The sequence below is a fragment of the Gallaecimonas xiamenensis 3-C-1 genome, assembly GCF_000299915.1.
GTDB classification, from domain to species: domain Bacteria; phylum Pseudomonadota; class Gammaproteobacteria; order Enterobacterales; family Gallaecimonadaceae; genus Gallaecimonas; species Gallaecimonas xiamenensis.
The window spans coordinates 1-15,008 of sequence record NZ_AMRI01000014.1; the positions used below are offsets into that span (position 1 = coordinate 1).

Genomic DNA, 15,008 nt, shown 5'->3' on the forward strand with positions numbered 1-15,008 from the left:
CTTGCCGGAGGTGAACATCAGATACCAACGATACCCCTTGGGCCCCTTGAGGCGGTGGAATTCAAAGGCCCAGAAGTTACAACAGCGACTGGCCTCGGTTTCCGACCACAGATAAACGGGAGGGGCATCTTTGAGGCCGGCCAGGGTCGGAGACTTGCGCATCACCAATTGGGAGGTCCAGGTGGTGGTGGTCAGGTAATAGTTGCCGTCGAAATACTCGAGCCAGGGATCGGCCCCGTTGGGGAAGATGGGATTGGTAAAGCTGCCATCGTCCTTGCCGGTGTTCAGGGCCGTGGTATCGGCACAGCCAGCCAGGGCAGCCGCCAGGGCCAGGCTCAGGGTGGTAATGCGTAGCGCTGACATATTCTTCTCTCCTGCCTCAGTCTCGATGCTGGGGTTTTAACGCCGCCTTGGCCCTGCGGTTCTGGGGCCGCTCCGTCGCAGCATTCAATTTGTATTACGATATGACTGACGAGTGTAGAGCGAAGAAAACGCAGGTTCAACACCTAAAGTTAACCTTTAGGGAATTCCGTTAACGTCAACGATGAAAGTACTGCCATGGCGGGAGCTCTGAGACTGGTCAGATAAGTTAAAGGCCCCGTTGCGGGGCCTTTGCCATCACTGCTCCAAGACGCTTTGGTAGCTGTCCAGGGCCTTGGGATCGATCACCGGCCAGCCTTGCTGCCATTGGATGGGAGCTATCTTGAGCTTCTGCAGGCCGTTATCAGCCCCTTCGTAGGCGTGGAAAACCAGCAGATCCTGGCCGTCAAAGCGATAGACGCTGTTATGGCCCAAGCCAGGCCAGGCGCTGTTGCCCTTGAGGATCACAGTGCCGCCCCCCTGGTCTAGATCCTTGCCTTCCTTGTCCAGGTAAGGCCCCGTTACCGACGCAGAACGGCCGACCGCCAGGTGGTAGGTGCTGTCCTGGCCACGGCAGCACAGGCCCAGTGACACGAAGAGGTAGTAATAGTCACCGTGCTTGAAGATAAAGGGGGCTTCCAGTTCACCTGGGCCGGCCTGGCTGTCCGGCGTGAAAGCCGGGCGGGCCTGGCGGGCAATGCTGTGCCATTGCTGGGGTTCGGCCAGGCGGGTCAGGCTGGGGTCCAGTTTGACGATCTTAAGGCCATCCCAAAAGGAACCAAAGCTCATCCAGGGGGTACCTTCATCGTCAAAAACCACTGCCGGATCAATGGCATTCCACAGATCTCGCCCCGGCACCGACTGCAGGACTATGCCCTTGTCCTGCCAGCCGTATTCAGGGCTGCTTCTGTCCAGGGTCTTGGTGACCGTGACGCCGATGGCCGAGGTGTTCTTACCGAAGGCCGATACCGAATAGTAGAGGTAGAAGCTGCCGTTGTGCTGCACCAGATCCGGTGCCCATAGGTGCCCGGCAAAGTCGGGGATGGCGCTCCTGGCCCAGCTGGGCTCAGGGTCAAACACCGGCCCATCCAGTTGCCAGTGCACCTTGTCTTTGGAGTGGTATTGGGTAATGCCAGGGCCCGTTGAAAAGAGGTAGTAGGTGTCACCGTCCTTGGCCATGACAGGGTCGTGGATACTGACTTGCTGGGCACAGGCACTGCTGGCCAGCAAGGCACAACCCAGCAACAGTTTCAGGGGGTTTGGGGGCTGCATAAAGGCTCCTTAATTAGTATTGTATTACTTTTCTGCCGGACCCAGTCTAACGGCAAGCTGGGGCCAGACAAAACCCCTGTCGCCCCATCACTCCCCCAGTAGCCTTTCTTTCTGGCGCCAGGCCGGTCAGCCGCAGGCCAAGCTCCCTATTAGGGTCTTTGCAAACTGTTAGCAGGCTTGCAACACCACACAAATTAGTAATACGATACGACTTTACGCGTACGTTAACCATTACAACCCTATACCATGACGGTGCCGTAAAGCAGCAAAAAGGTGGCACCTGCTGGTCATAACCCGGGGGAAGCGGTAGTGAAAAACCAGAAACTGTCGGTGCTGGAAAAAGTCGGTTTTGGGGCCGGCGACATGGCCGTCAACGTGGTGATGTCATCCATGATGTTGATCATCACCTTCTTCTATACCGACGTTTTCGGCCTGAAGGCGACCGATGTAGCCGTGCTGTTCCTGGTGGTGCGCCTGATCGACGCCTTCACCGACCCGATGATGGGCATGCTGACCGACCGCCACACCACGCGCTGGGGTCGCTACCGCCCCTACTTCCTGTTCCTGTCGGTACCTTTTGGTATTGCCGTCTTCCTGACCTTCAGTACCCCAAACTGGGATTACAACGCCAAGCTGGTGTGGGCTTACGCCACTTACATCTTCGTGACCCTGATGTTCACCGCCGTCACCATTCCCTACATCTCCATCATAGGGGTGCTGACCGACGATCCCAAAGAGCGACTGTCCGCCAACGGCTATCGCCTGTTCTTCGCCAAAGTGGCTGCTTTCCTGGTCACCATAGTGGTACCTATCCTGGCCGAAAGCTGGGGAGGCAAAGCGCAGCTGGCGGCCGGTTACCAGGCCGCCATGGGACTGATGGCACTGATGGCCTGCCTGCTGTTCCTGTTCTGTTTTTTCACCACCACCGAGAGGGTACAGCATCAGGTGGAGCGCAAGCCCCTGAGCGAACAGCTGGCCACCTTGTTGAAAAATGACCAATGGCTGGTGCTGTGCGCCGTCTGTGTGGTGGGCACCATAGGCTATGTGGTGCGCGGCTCGGTAGCGGCCTACTACGCCAAATATTTCCTGGGCGGGGACGCCACGCTGATGTCCATGTTCCTGTCCACCGGCGTGGTGGCGGCCATTCTGGCCATGGTGGCCTCCACCTGGATCACCAAGCGCTACTGTAAGGTCAAGCTGTTCAGGGTCAGCCAGATTGCGGTCGGAGCCATCAGCCTGGTGCTGTACTTCGCCGTCGGCCAGGGGGACGTGCTGCTGGCCTTCGCGCTCTATTTCCTGCTGTCGTTCGTGGTGGACCTGCACGCCCCCGTGTTCTGGTCGGCCATCGCCGAAGCGGTGGACTACGGCCAGGCCAAAACCGGCAAGAGGGTGTCTGGCCTGGCCTTTGGTGGCATCAGTTTTTGCCAGAAGGCAGGCATGGGCATCGCCGGCTTCCTGGTGGGCAGCCTGCTGACCTTCTTTAACTACGAACCGGACCAGGTGCAAAGCGGCTACACCCTCAACGGCCTGGCCCTGATGCTGACCATCATTCCCGGTGTTTTCCACTTCCTGATGGGGCTGCTGATGTACCGATACCGCATCACCGACCGCTTCTATCAGGAAATCAAAAAAGGCGTCTTGACCGAGGCCCCCCAGGGTGCACCGGTCAGCCAGCGCCAGATCATCAATGCCAAATAGCCTGTTGGAGCCAGACGTGACCCTACTGACGCCCCTGATTGAGCAGCGCGCCGATCCCTTTATCTACAAACACAGTGACGGCTATTACTACTTTACCGCCTCTGTACCGGCCTACGACGGCATAGAGCTGCGCCGTGCCAGGACCATTGCCGGCCTCAAAGACGCCGATACCGTGATGGTGTGGCGCAAGCCCGATGAAGGCCCCTACTCGGACCTTATCTGGGCACCGGAGATCCACTTCAACCAGGGGGCTTGGTACATCTACTTTGCCGCCGCCCCCAGCCGGGAAATCAAAGACCAGCTGTTCCAACATCGCATGTATGTGATCCGCTGCCAGGACGCCAACCCGGTGGCCGGCCACTGGGAATTTTTGGGGCAAATCGACACCGGTATCGACAGCTTCTGCCTGGACGCCACCACCTTTAGCCACCAGGGCCAGCTCTATTACCTCTGGGCCCAGAAGGCCAACGACATTGCCGGTAATTCCAACCTCTATATCGCCAAGATGGACAAGCCATGGCGCATTGCCAGCGAGCCGGTGTTACTGACCAAGCCAGAGTTCGACTGGGAATGCCGTGGCTTCCTGGTCAACGAGGGGCCGGCGGTGCTGCACCGTAACGGCAAGTTCTTCATTACCTATTCCGCCAGCGCCACCGACGAGAACTACGCCATGGGCCTGTTGTGGGCCGACGAAAACAGCGACCTGTTGGATCCCAAGAGCTGGACCAAGTCCCAAAGCCCGGTGCTGGTCAGTGCCCCCGAGCACAAGATCTTCGGCCCCGGCCACAACAGCTTCACGCTCGGCGAAGACGGCCAAACCGACTTGTTGGTCTACCACGCTCGCACCTACACCGAGATCGAAGGGGACCCCCTTTGGGACCCCAACCGCCACACCTTTGTCAAGCCGCTGCGCTGGGATGAAAACGGCATGCCCGTTTTCGGCAGCGCCGCCCTCGCTGACTAACCAGAGTACGACCCCTTCCCCGCCCCCCGGCGGGGCTTTTTTATGAGGTATGCCATGAAACGCCTGCTGTTGCTGCTGGCCCTGGCCCCCACCCTGGCCCAGGCGCTCCCCCTTGAAACCCTGCCGTTACAAGAGGTGCGGCTGCTGCCAAGTCCCTTCAAGCAGGCTCAGGATACCAACCGCCACTACCTCGACAGCCTGGACCCGGACCGCCTGCTGGCACCGTTCAGGGCCGAAGCCGGCCTGCCCCAGCCCAAGCCCGGTTACGGCAACTGGGAAGCCGACGGCCTGGGCGGGCACATGGGGGGCCATTACCTCAGCGCCCTGTCGCTGATGTATGCCAGCACCGGCGACCCGGCGCTGCTGGCCAGGCTCCAGTACATGCTCGACGAGCTGAAAAAATGCCAGGACAAGCTGGGGACCGGTTATATCGGCGGCGTCCCCGGGGGCAGCGCGCTTTGGCAGCAGATCCACCAAGGGGATATCCAGGCCGACCTGTTCACCCTCAACCAAAAGTGGGTGCCCTGGTACAACCTGCACAAGCTCTATGCCGGGCTGCGCGACGCCTACCGCTACACGGGGTCGGCCCAGGCTCTGGCCATGTGGATCAAGCTTAGCGATTGGACCGATTGGCTGGTCGAGGGGCTCAGCGACGAGCAGATGCAAGCCATGCTGGTTACCGAGTACGGGGGCATGAATGAAGTCTTTGCCGACCTCTACGAGATAACGGGCCAGGACAAATACCTGCAGCTGGCCAAGCGCTTTTCCCAGCAGCAGCTGCTGCAGCCGCTGGCCCATGGGCAAGACCAGCTCAACGGCCTCCATGCCAACACCCAGATCCCCAAGGTCATCGGCTTTGAGCGCATAGCCCAGGTTTCAGGGGACAGGGCCATGGGCGCGGCGGCCGACTATTTTTGGCACCAGGTGGTGGAGCAGCGCACCGTCGCCATCGGCGGTAACAGCGTCAGGGAACACTTCCACCCCAAGGACGACTTTTCCAGCATGGTGGAAGAGGTGGAAGGGCCTGAAACCTGCAACAGCTACAACATGTTGAAACTGGCTCGGCTGCTCTACCAACGACAAGGGGGCCTCGACTACCTGGCCTACTACGAGCGGGCCCTTTACAACCACATACTGGCTTCCCAACATCCAGACGACGGCGGCCTGGTCTACTTCACGCCCATGCGCCCCAACCACTACCGGGTCTATTCCCAGGCAGACAAGGCCATGTGGTGCTGCGTCGGCTCAGGGATCGAAAGCCACAGCAAATACGGCGCCATGATCTACGCCACCGACCAGAGCGCCCTCTACATCAACCTCTTTATCCCTTCCCGGCTGGATTGGACTGAGAAAGGGGTCAAGCTCAGCCTGGACACCCGTTTTCCCGACGATGACAGCGTCTTTATCACTTTCGAGCAGGCCAGCTCCCTGCCCCTGAAGATCCGCTATCCCAGTTGGGTCAAGGCCGGGCAACTGGAACTGCGGGTCAATGGCACACCCAGGGCCGTTACCGCCAAGCCAGGCCAATATCTGAGCCTGGCCGGCCAGTGGCAAAAGGGGGACCAGATCAGCCTCAAACTGCCCATGGCATTGTCGCTGGAACAAATGCCCGACCAGTCCAACTACTACGCCGTGCTCTTTGGGCCCATAGTGCTGGCCGCCAAGACCAATCCCTACCCCGGTGAAAAGCTCAACTTCCTGGCCGACGGTTCGCGCATGGGCCACATTGCCCAGGGCCAGCGCTGCCCCCTGGAAGCGGCCCCCATCTTCGTGGCCGACAGCACCGATTTCCTGGCAGGCTTGCAACGGCAGCAAGGCCCACTGGCCTTTAGCACCGGGGACCTGCTCTATCCCAAAGACCAGCCGCCGCTGCAGCTGGTCCCCTTCTTTCGCCTGCACGACTCGCGCTACATGCTCTACTGGCCCTACAGCACCCCGGACGGCCTGAAGGCCCTGACCGCCAAGGCCCAAAGCCGGGAAGCGGCCAGGCAGGCCTTGGCCAGGATCACCGTCGACACCATAGCGCCGGGCGAGCAGCAACCGGAGGCAGACCACTTCTTTGAGAGCCAGGGCAGCCGGGCCGGAGTAAACCAGGACCGCCATTGGCGCGACGCCAGCGGTTGGTTCAGCTACCGCATGAACAATCCACAGGGCAAGGGTAAAACCCTGCGCCTGACCTTCTTCGGCCTGGACAAGGACCGCCGCTTCAGCATCCTGGTTGACGGTCAAAAGCTGGCCGACATCACCTTGGACGGCAGCCAGGGCCCAGGCTTTTTCAGCCGGGATTTTGCCTTGCCCAAGGAGATACGGCAGCAGCCCCAGTTCAGGCTGCGCTTCGAAGCCGCCCCCGGCTCCATCGCCGGCGGCCTCTACGGCATCAGCTTGCTCAGCGAATAAAAAAAGGGCGCCGAATGGCGCCCTTTTTTACTTCTCCACAAAGCCAGGTCCGACAAAGGTACGCAGCGGCTTACCGCGTTCCAGCTCCCAATGCTGTTGCCAGCGCCGGCGTTGTTGCTGGTCCCTGGCCTGCTGCTGGCGCTCGGCGAGCTTTTGCAGCAGCAAGGCCCTGGCCAGCCGCTTGTTGGCATGCTGGCTGCGCTCTGAAGACACCGCCACCCTAAGCCCGCTCTCCAGGTGCACCGCCTGGATGGCCGACGCCGTCTTGTTGACGTGTTGGCCACCGGGGCCGGACGCCTTGCAGGCCTTGTACTGAATGCCCTCATTGAGCGCCGGTTCGCTGACGGCAAAACCCCGGCCTGAGAAAAACCAGTTCTTGCGGCCGTGGCGAGGCCTGAAGGGGCTTTGGCATACCCAGAGCAAGGTGCCCTGCCAGCGCCTGACCAGGGCCTGGGCCCCCTGCCCCGACAAGGCATAGAGCAGGGACCTGGCGTCCTCCCCCTGCTCTGACACTGGTGTCAGGGTCACGTCCAGGGCGCTGGCTTCCAGCGCCAGTTGCCGCGCCGCCAACACCAGGGCCTGCTGGCATTCCTTGGGGCCCTGGCCGGCAGACAGTTGCAATAGCATCATCCTGCGCAGCCTCCCTGGGTTTTGAAGGTCACCACCGGTTTGAGCCTGGCCACCAGCTGGACCAGGCCGGCCTGGACCAGGTCGTCGACCACACTGTGGCAGTCCTTGTAGGCCTGGGGCGCCTCGTCAAACAGCAAGGTCTTGTCGGCACAGATCACCTGGCTGCCGAAACGGGTGCGGACCAGATCTTCCCGCCGGTATTTATGGCTCAAGCGGCTCTTGCATTCGCCCCTTTGCCACTTGCGGCCAGCCCCGTGCGCCAGGGAATGTAGGGCTTTGGCGTCGGCCTTGGGCTGCACCAGGTAGCTGTAGTCGCCCCTGGAGCCGGGTATGACCACCAGCCCCTGATCGGCCGGGGTGGCACCTTTGCGGTGCAGCCAGCCGGCTTGCCCGGCCAGGCTGTAAGGGCTGACCAGGTTATGGTTCAGGTCAAACAGGCATTGCCCTTCGGCCCTAATGGCCGCCAGGAAGCGCCTGGCGATAAGCTCCCGGTTGAGCTCGGCCCAACGCACCGCTTCATCATGCTGCGCCAGGTAAGTGCCAAAGGCCGGCGTGTCTGCTGCCAGGGCTTCATGGCCGTGCTCAACAAGGTGGCGGGCCAGAATGGCCTGGCCCAGGCCGCGCGAACCGGAGTGCACCAACAGCAGCAACCGGCTCGGGTCACCGGGAAAGGCGCCAGCATCATGGAGGCAGTCCACCGCCTGGAATTCGGCAAAGTGGTTGCCACCACCTATGGTGCCCAAGGCCTGGTCGAAGTGGGCGTTATCGATACCCAGCCTGGCCTTGCCTTGTGCCACCAGCTCTGCCCAGGGTGCTCCCAGTGGGCCTTCCAGGTCCACCAGACGGCGGGCCAGCTTGTCGATTTTGACCTTGGCCAACGGCAGGCTGGTCTGCCAAAAGCCCATGCCACAGCCGATGTCATTGCCCACCAGGGCCGGGTAGATACAGCCCTGGCTGAAAAATGCGGCGCCAATGGGGTAGCCCCGGCCAGGATGCAGATCCGGCATGCCGGCGACCTTGACCATGCCGGCCAAGGCGGCGGTATGTCGCAGTTGTTGTATTGCCAGTCCCTCGACCCAAGTGGTGGGCGAGGCGATCAGGGTGATCTTGTCAGTGAGAATTTGGACGGAGTTGCCCATATCACCAATTTCCTATTGTTGCGAAATCACAGATGGAAAATTGGCAGGCCAGGGGCCGGGCAGAGCGGGTAAGTCAGGAAGTAATGCGCTTGATTACCGGCCGCGACCTGCATTGGATTGGATGCGTTTTGTCATTGCTGTTTCTCCTATGCAGTCAAATGGGCCATAAAGTGGCGGGCATCATAGTGGATACACGCTCATAAAATCAACACCTTAAATCAGGCCCCCTGGTAACGGCCCGGTTTGTGGTTGGCCGCCAGGATAAAGTTGAGGGCCAGGGCCCCAAGCACCGAACAGGCCAACAGCCAAGGGCTTATCACGAAAAACGACGCCACCACTATGGTGCAATCCAGGGCCATCTGTACCAGGCCGGCACGCAGCTGGTAACGCTCCTGCAGGTAGAGGGCAAAGATGTTAAAGCCCCCCAGGCTGGCCCTGTGGCGAAAGAAGATCAACAGCCCCACCCCCATCAACAAGCCCCCTATCAGGCCGGCAAAGGCCGGCGCCACCTGGCTGAGCTGCACCACAGTCCCCAGGTTGTCCGTAAGCAGGGACACCACCAGTATCGACAGCAAGGTGCGCAGGGTGAAAGCCGGCCCCATCTTTCGCCAAGCCAGGTAGAAAAAAGGCAGGTTTACCAGCAAGAACACCGGCCCGAACGGCCAGTGGCCCAGTTGTGCCAACAACAGCGCCAACCCGGCGGTGCCGCCGGTCAAGAGTCCCGCTTCACGCAGTAAGAAGATGCCGAAGGACACCAGGCAGGCACCGGTCAACAGGGCAGCCAGATCTTCGATAAGGGAATGGCGGGCGGCGATAGGTGGGGCAAGGCTGGACATGGACAGGGCTCTGGCAATCTGGAACCCTGCCACCTTAGCCCAGAGCCCGGCCAGGCTGAAGCCAGGCATTTTAGATAAAAACTGCATGTTCATTCACGCAGATTGTAAAGGGCCGAGAACGGCTGGCGCTTTACAAGGACAACACCCGAGGCAAAACAAAGACTAATTACATGATTTTTATTGTTATTAGTACCGAAAAACCATTCCCACCGATTATTGCACAGAGCAATGAATTAGAGTTTTTACGTAACTTTTTATTTACGGCATCATTCAGGCCTTCAATGGCGCACTATGTCACCCCTGAAATACACCTCCAGGCGCAGCTTGATCTGCCAACTGGGATCGAAATCCACTTCCCTTGGAAAGTGCAGGGACGGGGCCACATCAACAAACAGAATGCCCTTGTGAATGTCACGCCGGTAGAGGGCTTCGAGGTAGTAGTCGTCTATCTGCGGGTGATGGGCGCTTTGGCCCAGGGCCACCAGGGAATAGCGCATGGCGCTGCGGGGGTTGATCAGCTGGTTCAGTTCGCCCTTTTGGTAGAACTCCAGCTTGTCGTAGTGCTCCTGCCACTGAAGCTGGGTTAGAAAGCGCAGGTAGAAGCGCTCGTCCAGGGGCCTTCCCAGGTCGAACAAGGTGCGGGCGGAGTAGCCGTCGCTGTTGAACCAGGACAGGCGGTTGTCCATCTCCAAGCGCCAGGGGGACTGGCCCAGTTTCCAGAGCCGCTCGCTGGTAAAGCGCAGGTAAGGGTCCAGCGGCAGGCGCAGCTTGATACCCCCTGACAGGCGGTTTTCCCAGCCCTCGTCTTTACTCTGGCGGCCGGCCTTTTCCAGGCCGATCACCGAGCCTTTGGCTCCATCGAAGCGGCCGGTACGAAACTCCTGGCTGGCCTGGTCCTGCAAGGTACCCAGGCCCTCCTCTGGATCACTCTCGATGATCAGCTTGAGGCGCTTTTTGGTGGTGGGCAGTTGCAGCTTATAGCGGATCCCAAGATCGTTGTCGTTGGACAGGCGCTGGCGCAGCACCAGCTCTTCGCTGAGCCTCAGGTAGGAGTGGTTCTCGACCTTGAGGTATTCGTCGGAACCGAAGTAACCGTCGATGCTGCGGGACACGTCATCCACCCAGCCGGCCACCCACTGGTGCATGGGTTCGATCCGCTCCACCGCCCAATTGGGCAGGTCGGAGTCGTCCGGAGCAGGGATTGTCTCTTCGGCACGGGCCAAGGGGGCCAGCAACGCCAGCCAGCTAAGGCACCACCATCGGCAAGCAGGTAAGGGCATAATTGCCCCTCTTGGTTTTGTTTATACCCTGAGTATTGCAGCACCCAAGGCATTTTGCCCGGCAGATAGCAACCCAGGTTTGCTTACCTATCAATACCTTAAGAAAAAGTTAACCGGGCGAACTTCAGGCAAGGGCAAAACGCAGCACGGCGATGCCCTGCGCCAGCAAGGCCAACATGAAGACCAGCAAAGACACCAGGCCGAACTTGGGCGGGTTGCCTTTAACCCCCAACGGGAAATCCACCTTGCGGGCAAATTCGTGGCTGCCGGTTTGCGACAGCTTCCAGACCAGCCAGCCATAAGGCAGCAGGGGCAGGCACAGCAGCAAGGCCCCCGCCCCTTTGGCCAGGCCCCAGGCCGACAGGGCCTTGACACTGGCCACCGGCACAACCAGCACGAACAACAGAAAATACACCAGCTCCGCCGGCAGCTTTTTCAGCATCAGCCACAGGGCCGCCAACACCAGGTAGCCCCAACAGAGCACGGTCAACAAGGTCGCCAAGATTCAATCCTCCCAACTTGGCCGGTCATTCTAGCAATTTCGGCAGCTCAGGTTGGGAAATCAAAGCGTTAACGCCGGTCTTTGGGCTCCTCCACCAGAGCTTGGGGGCTGGCGGGCAAGTCGCCCTCGTCCTGGCCAAAATCAGGCATGCCGTCTGCTTGCCAGTGGATCAACTTCAGGCGGGCGTCCCTGTTGGGGTCCTCCAGGGGCGAGCCTTGCAGTTCTGCCTGGTAACGGGCGTGGTAAACCAAGATGTCCCGGCCTTGTTTGTCCCGGGTAAAGCTGTTGTGGCCGGGGCCGAACCGCTTGACCTTGGCGTTGGTACTGAGCACCGGTTTGGCCAGCTTGTGCCAGCTGGCCGGATCCAGCAGGTCGGCGTCTTCATCGGCCCACAGCAGGCCCATGGCGTAATTGGCGTCGGTCGCCGAAGCCGAGAAGGTGACCAGGAACTTGCCGTTGCGCTGCAGTACGGCCGGCCCTTCGTTGACCGCATAACCGACGGTTTCCCAGGACAGGGTCGGCTCGCTGATCAGGGTCTGGGGCCCCAGTTGGGTGGGGCCGGTCAACTGCGCGATATAAAGGGCCGAGTTGTAGGCCTTGCCCGGGGGATGTTGGGCCCAGATCAGGTAGTGCCTGTCCCCCTGCTGTAGCAGGGTGGCATCCAGGTTGAAGCTGTCCCATTGGGTTTGCATCTGCCCTTGCCACTGCCATTGGCCCTGGGTGGGGTCGGCGGCGCTGTTGGTCAGCACCTGGGTGCGCACCTGGAAGGGGCTTTGCTGGCTGCCGACGGCCACCAACAGATACCAGTGGCCGTCCAGGTAATGCAGCTCCGGCGCCCAGACAAAGCCAGCCAGTTTGCCTTCGGCGGGACGCTGCCAGGCGGTGATCTCGCTAGCCTGGGCCAGGCCTGCCAGGCTATTGGCCTTGCGCAGTACCACCTTGTCGAAGCTGGGCACCGAGGCGGTAAAGTAGTAGTGGCCGTCCTTCTCCAGCACCCAGGGGTCGGCCCGCTGTGGGATAAATTCGGCCAGGGCCGGGGCGGCCAGCAAGGCCGCCAGCAGCAGATACCTAGTCATGGCCTTGCACCTCGGCGTCCACCAGGCCCCGGTAAGGGGATTGGTAGATCAGCAGGCTGCCGGCAAAGGGCTCGGCCGCCAGTTGGGCGGCGCTGAGGCCGTCACGGGCAGTGGTGACAAACAGCAGGTCCATATTGGGGCCCCCAAGGGCCACACAGGTCGGCTGGGTCACCGGCAAGGGATGCAGGCTCTGCAGCTCCCCTAGCGGGGTGAAGCGCGCCAGCGCCCTGCCGCCCCAGAGGGCACAGATCAGGTGATCTTCGGCATCCACTATGGCGCCGTCCGGCTCCCCCTGGGGCACGGTGGCAAAGTGCCTGCCCTGCCCCACCTCCCCCTTGACGGGGTCAAAGTCATAGACCCGGATCGCCTTTGACGGCATGTCGGTATGGTAAAGGCGGCGGGCATCGGCGCTCCAACACAGGGCGTTGGGGATCTGCAGGTTATCCAGCTGCGCCACGCACTGGGCACCGTCCAAGCGGTAGAGCACGCCCCTTGGCTGGCCCTGTTCCTGCTCCACCATGGTGGCGGACCAGAAGCGCCCCTGGCGGTCCAGGCGGCCGTCGTTGAAGCGGTTGCCCTGGATATGGGCCTGGGGCTTGGCCAGCCATTGCAGGCGGCCGCTGTCCGGCCAACAGTAGGCAAAACCGGACTTGAAGCTTCCCAGTATCCGCAGCGGCGCCGTTTCCAGCACCACAAAGGCCGTAACCCCTTCCGGCAGCGCCCAGCTGTCCAGTTGCTGGCTGGCCCAGTCCAGCCGGTAAATGGCATTGCCATGGATATCGGTCCACCACAGGCTTTGGCTGGGCTGGTGCCAGAACACCCCTTCACCCAGCTGGTTTTTCACATCCAGGGTTTTGATGAGCTTAAGCATGGGCTTGCCTTACCGTCATGATTTTTTGAAGGGCGATGAAGACGAACAGCAGTATGCCGATGACGATCTTGGTCCACCAACTGTTGAGGGTGCCGTCAAAGGTGATGTAGGTCTGGATAACCCCCATCAGCAGCACCCCCAGTACCGTACCCAGCACATAACCGGCGCCGCCGGACAACAGGGTGCCGCCGATCACCACGGCGGCAATGGCATCCAGTTCGGTGCCTATGCCGGTCAGGGCGTAGCCCGAGAAGGTGTAGAAGGTAAAGACGATGCCGGCCAGGGCGGCCAGGAAACTGGACAGGGCATAGATGCCGACTGTGGTCCTGGCCATGGGTACCCCCATCAGGGCCGCCGATTGGCTGTTGCCGCCCAGGGCATAGATGTAACCCCCAAAGCGGCTGTAATGGGCCAGCAGCAGGACCGCCGCCAGCACCACCAGCAGCACCATGGCCGAACTGGACAACCAGGCGCCACCGGGCAGGGCCAGGCCGAAATCGGAGACGCTGTCGTAAAAGGGGTGCTCTATGGCGATGGACTCTTCACTCAACGTGGTGGCCAGGCCCCGGGCCAGGAACATGCCGGCCAGGGTGACGATAAAGGGCTGGAGCCGGTAGTGGTGGATAAGGCAGCCCATGGCGGCGCCAAAGGCGGTGCCTACCAGCAGTACCAAGGCAAAAGCCGCCAGGGGATGCCAGCCCAGCTTGGTGATCAGCAGGGCACATAGCACACCCGACAGGGCGATGACGGCCCCCACCGACAAGTCGATGCCGCCGGACAGTATGACCAGGGTCATGCCAAGGGCGGTGATCAACAAGAAGGCGTTGTCGGTAAAGAGGTTCAGCACCACCCGCAGGCTGCCAAAACCCTCGAACTGCCAGGCCCCGGTGGTAAAGAGGGCCAGCAACAGCAATGACGTGATGCCAAGGGGCAAGAATCGATGGGCCATCATGCTTTACCCCCGGTCAGGGCCTTGAGTTGACGACGAAAGGGTGCCGATTGCAACAGCAGCACCGCCAGCACCACCAGCGCCTTTATCAGCAGGTTGAAGCGGGCATCGATACCGCTGACGATGATGGTGGTGGACAGGCCCTGGATGATCAGCACCCCCACCAGCGACAAGGGCAGTGAGAAACGGCCACCGGTAAGGGCGGCGCCGCCGATCACCACCGCCAATATGGCGTCCAACTCCAGCCAAAGGCCGGTGTTGTTGGCGTCGGCGCCCTGGATGTCGGCCGTGGCGATCATGCCGGCCAGGGCGGCGCAGGCTCCGGCCAGCAGATAGACGAACAGCTTCACTCCCCTGTCGTTGACCCCCAGATAGCGGCTGGCGCTGGCATTGCAGCCCACCGCCTCCACAAAGAGGCCAAGGGCGCTGCGGCGCAGCAGCAACTGGCAGCAGGCAAACACCAGCAATACCAGCCATACCGGCATGGGCAGGCCCAACAGGCTGCCGGTGCCCAGGAAGGCAAAGCCGGGGCTTTGGAAGGTGACTATCTGGCCGGCGTTGATCAGCTGGGCTATGCCGCGCCCCGCCACCATCAGCAGCAGGGTAGCCACTATGGGCTGGATCCCCATGTAGCTGACCAGGCCGCCGTTGATAAGGCCACACAACAGGCCTGTACCCAGGCCGGCCAACAACACCAGCGCCAGGCTCGGCTCGCCGCCAGCCAGTAGCTTGGCGCACACGGCTCCGGCCACGGCCATCACCGCCCCCACCGACAGATCGATGCCGCCGGTGGCGATCACCAACGTCATGCCGATGGCCAGCAAGGCAACAGGCGCGGCGCGGTTAACGATATCGACCAGGGAGCCATAGAGGCGGCCGTCCTGGTAGCTCAGGGCAAAAAAGGATGGATCCAGCAGCAGGTTGACCACCAGCAGCAGGGCCAGGGCCAGCAGCGGCCAGCCGTAACGGGGGTTGATGCGCAGCCTTGTGCTGTTGGCCGCTGCATCCTGGGAAAGGGTCAGGGGTTTGTTCAT

Annotated in this window: 14 protein-coding genes; 3 read left to right on the plus strand and 11 right to left on the minus strand. The window is 61.2% G+C overall.

All coding sequences use genetic code 11. The features are described 5' to 3' along the window. Both B3C1_RS10800 and B3C1_RS10805 read right to left on the minus strand, forming a co-directional pair. Positions 1 to 363: family 43 glycosylhydrolase (locus tag B3C1_RS10800; RefSeq protein WP_008484804.1), on the minus strand; the 363-nt coding region annotated here is incomplete at its 3' end. A 255-nt stretch (positions 364 to 618) separates the two neighbouring features. Further along, positions 619 to 1,632 carry an arabinan endo-1,5-alpha-L-arabinosidase gene (locus tag B3C1_RS10805; protein ID WP_008484805.1) on the minus strand — a complete coding sequence of 338 codons (1,014 nt, stop codon included), beginning with the start codon at positions 1,630 to 1,632 and terminating at the stop codon, positions 619 to 621. A 309-nt stretch (positions 1,633 to 1,941) separates the two neighbouring features. On the opposite strand from B3C1_RS10805, the gene B3C1_RS10810 reads away from it, so the two are divergent. Genes B3C1_RS10810 through B3C1_RS10820 form a run of 3 tightly spaced genes read left to right on the plus strand, consistent with a single transcriptional unit; the run spans position 1,942 to position 6,691 of the window. Then, a complete protein-coding gene (locus B3C1_RS10810; protein WP_008484806.1) occupies positions 1,942 to 3,330 on the plus strand; it encodes an MFS transporter in 1,389 nt (462 codons plus the stop codon). Beyond that, positions 3,320 to 4,294: a glycoside hydrolase family 43 protein gene (locus B3C1_RS10815; RefSeq protein ID WP_035481895.1), complete on the plus strand. Its 975-nt coding sequence runs from the start codon at positions 3,320 to 3,322 to the stop codon at positions 4,292 to 4,294. The genes B3C1_RS10810 and B3C1_RS10815 overlap by 11 nt, the downstream gene beginning before the upstream one ends. 54 nt (positions 4,295 to 4,348) lie before the next feature. Further along, positions 4,349 to 6,691, plus strand: a complete 2,343-nt coding sequence (locus B3C1_RS10820; RefSeq protein WP_008484808.1) for a glycoside hydrolase family 127 protein — start codon at positions 4,349 to 4,351, stop codon at positions 6,689 to 6,691. A gap of 27 nt (positions 6,692 to 6,718) precedes the next feature. On the opposite strand, the gene prfH is transcribed toward B3C1_RS10820, so the two are convergent. The 9 genes from prfH to B3C1_RS10865 all read right to left on the minus strand — a co-directional run bounded on the left by prfH (position 6,719) and on the right by B3C1_RS10865 (position 15,008). Next, positions 6,719 to 7,321 (minus strand): peptide chain release factor H, encoded by a 603-nt coding sequence (prfH, locus tag B3C1_RS10825; RefSeq protein WP_008484810.1) that lies wholly within the window; start codon positions 7,319 to 7,321, stop codon positions 6,719 to 6,721. Further along, complete coding sequence (locus tag B3C1_RS10830; protein WP_008484812.1) at positions 7,318 to 8,460, minus strand: RNA ligase RtcB family protein; 1,143 nt, start codon at positions 8,458 to 8,460, stop codon at positions 7,318 to 7,320. The genes prfH and B3C1_RS10830 overlap by 4 nt, the downstream gene beginning before the upstream one ends. A 218-nt stretch (positions 8,461 to 8,678) precedes the next feature. Further along, positions 8,679 to 9,296, minus strand: coding sequence for a DUF6198 family protein (locus B3C1_RS10835; protein WP_035481918.1), 618 nt, complete (start codon positions 9,294 to 9,296; stop codon positions 8,679 to 8,681). Between the two features lie 278 nt (positions 9,297 to 9,574). Beyond that, positions 9,575 to 10,576 carry a hypothetical protein gene (locus B3C1_RS10840; protein WP_035481897.1) on the minus strand — a complete coding sequence of 334 codons (1,002 nt, stop codon included), beginning with the start codon at positions 10,574 to 10,576 and terminating at the stop codon, positions 9,575 to 9,577. Positions 10,577 to 10,700: 124 nt separating this feature from the next. Further along, the gene (locus tag B3C1_RS10845; RefSeq protein WP_008484815.1) at positions 10,701 to 11,078 is read right to left on the minus strand and encodes a hypothetical protein; all 378 of its coding nucleotides are present in this window, start codon (positions 11,076 to 11,078) and stop codon (positions 10,701 to 10,703) included. Positions 11,079 to 11,146: 68 nt separating this feature from the next. Then, a complete protein-coding gene (locus B3C1_RS10850) occupies positions 11,147 to 12,154 on the minus strand; it encodes a glycoside hydrolase family 43 protein (RefSeq protein ID WP_008484816.1) in 1,008 nt (335 codons plus the stop codon). After that, entirely contained in the window at positions 12,147 to 13,025 is an 879-nt protein-coding gene (locus B3C1_RS10855) for an SMP-30/gluconolactonase/LRE family protein (RefSeq protein ID WP_008484817.1), read from the minus strand. Before B3C1_RS10855 ends, B3C1_RS10850 begins: the two co-directional genes overlap by 8 nt. Then, a complete protein-coding gene (gene yjfF / locus B3C1_RS10860; protein WP_336391119.1) occupies positions 13,018 to 13,974 on the minus strand; it encodes a galactofuranose ABC transporter, permease protein YjfF in 957 nt (318 codons plus the stop codon). The genes B3C1_RS10855 and yjfF overlap by 8 nt, the downstream gene beginning before the upstream one ends. Next, positions 13,974 to 15,008, minus strand: coding sequence for an ABC transporter permease (locus B3C1_RS10865; RefSeq protein WP_008484819.1), 1,035 nt, complete (start codon positions 15,006 to 15,008; stop codon positions 13,974 to 13,976). Before B3C1_RS10865 ends, yjfF begins: the two co-directional genes overlap by 1 nt.

What these genes read in the sequence shown, in the direction of transcription:
- B3C1_RS10805 (WP_008484805.1), bottom strand. Translation starts at nt 1,632, where the DNA reads ATGCAGCCCCCAAACCCCCTGAAACTGTTGCTGGGTTGTGCCTTGCTG.
- B3C1_RS10815 (WP_035481895.1), top strand. Translation starts at nt 3,320, where the DNA reads ATGCCAAATAGCCTGTTGGAGCCAGACGTGACCCTACTGACGCCCCTG.
- B3C1_RS10820 (WP_008484808.1), top strand. Translation starts at nt 4,349, where the DNA reads ATGAAACGCCTGCTGTTGCTGCTGGCCCTGGCCCCCACCCTGGCCCAG.
- prfH (WP_008484810.1), bottom strand. Translation starts at nt 7,321, where the DNA reads ATGATGCTATTGCAACTGTCTGCCGGCCAGGGCCCCAAGGAATGCCAG.
- B3C1_RS10830 (WP_008484812.1), bottom strand. Translation starts at nt 8,460, where the DNA reads ATGGGCAACTCCGTCCAAATTCTCACTGACAAGATCACCCTGATCGCC.
- B3C1_RS10835 (WP_035481918.1), bottom strand. Translation starts at nt 9,296, where the DNA reads ATGTCCAGCCTTGCCCCACCTATCGCCGCCCGCCATTCCCTTATCGAA.
- B3C1_RS10840 (WP_035481897.1), bottom strand. Translation starts at nt 10,576, where the DNA reads ATGCCCTTACCTGCTTGCCGATGGTGGTGCCTTAGCTGGCTGGCGTTG.
- B3C1_RS10850 (WP_008484816.1), bottom strand. Translation starts at nt 12,154, where the DNA reads ATGACTAGGTATCTGCTGCTGGCGGCCTTGCTGGCCGCCCCGGCCCTG.
- B3C1_RS10855 (WP_008484817.1), bottom strand. Translation starts at nt 13,025, where the DNA reads ATGCTTAAGCTCATCAAAACCCTGGATGTGAAAAACCAGCTGGGTGAA.
- yjfF (WP_336391119.1), bottom strand. Translation starts at nt 13,974, where the DNA reads ATGGCCCATCGATTCTTGCCCCTTGGCATCACGTCATTGCTGTTGCTG.
- B3C1_RS10865 (WP_008484819.1), bottom strand. Translation starts at nt 15,008, where the DNA reads ATGAACAAACCCCTGACCCTTTCCCAGGATGCAGCGGCCAACAGCACA.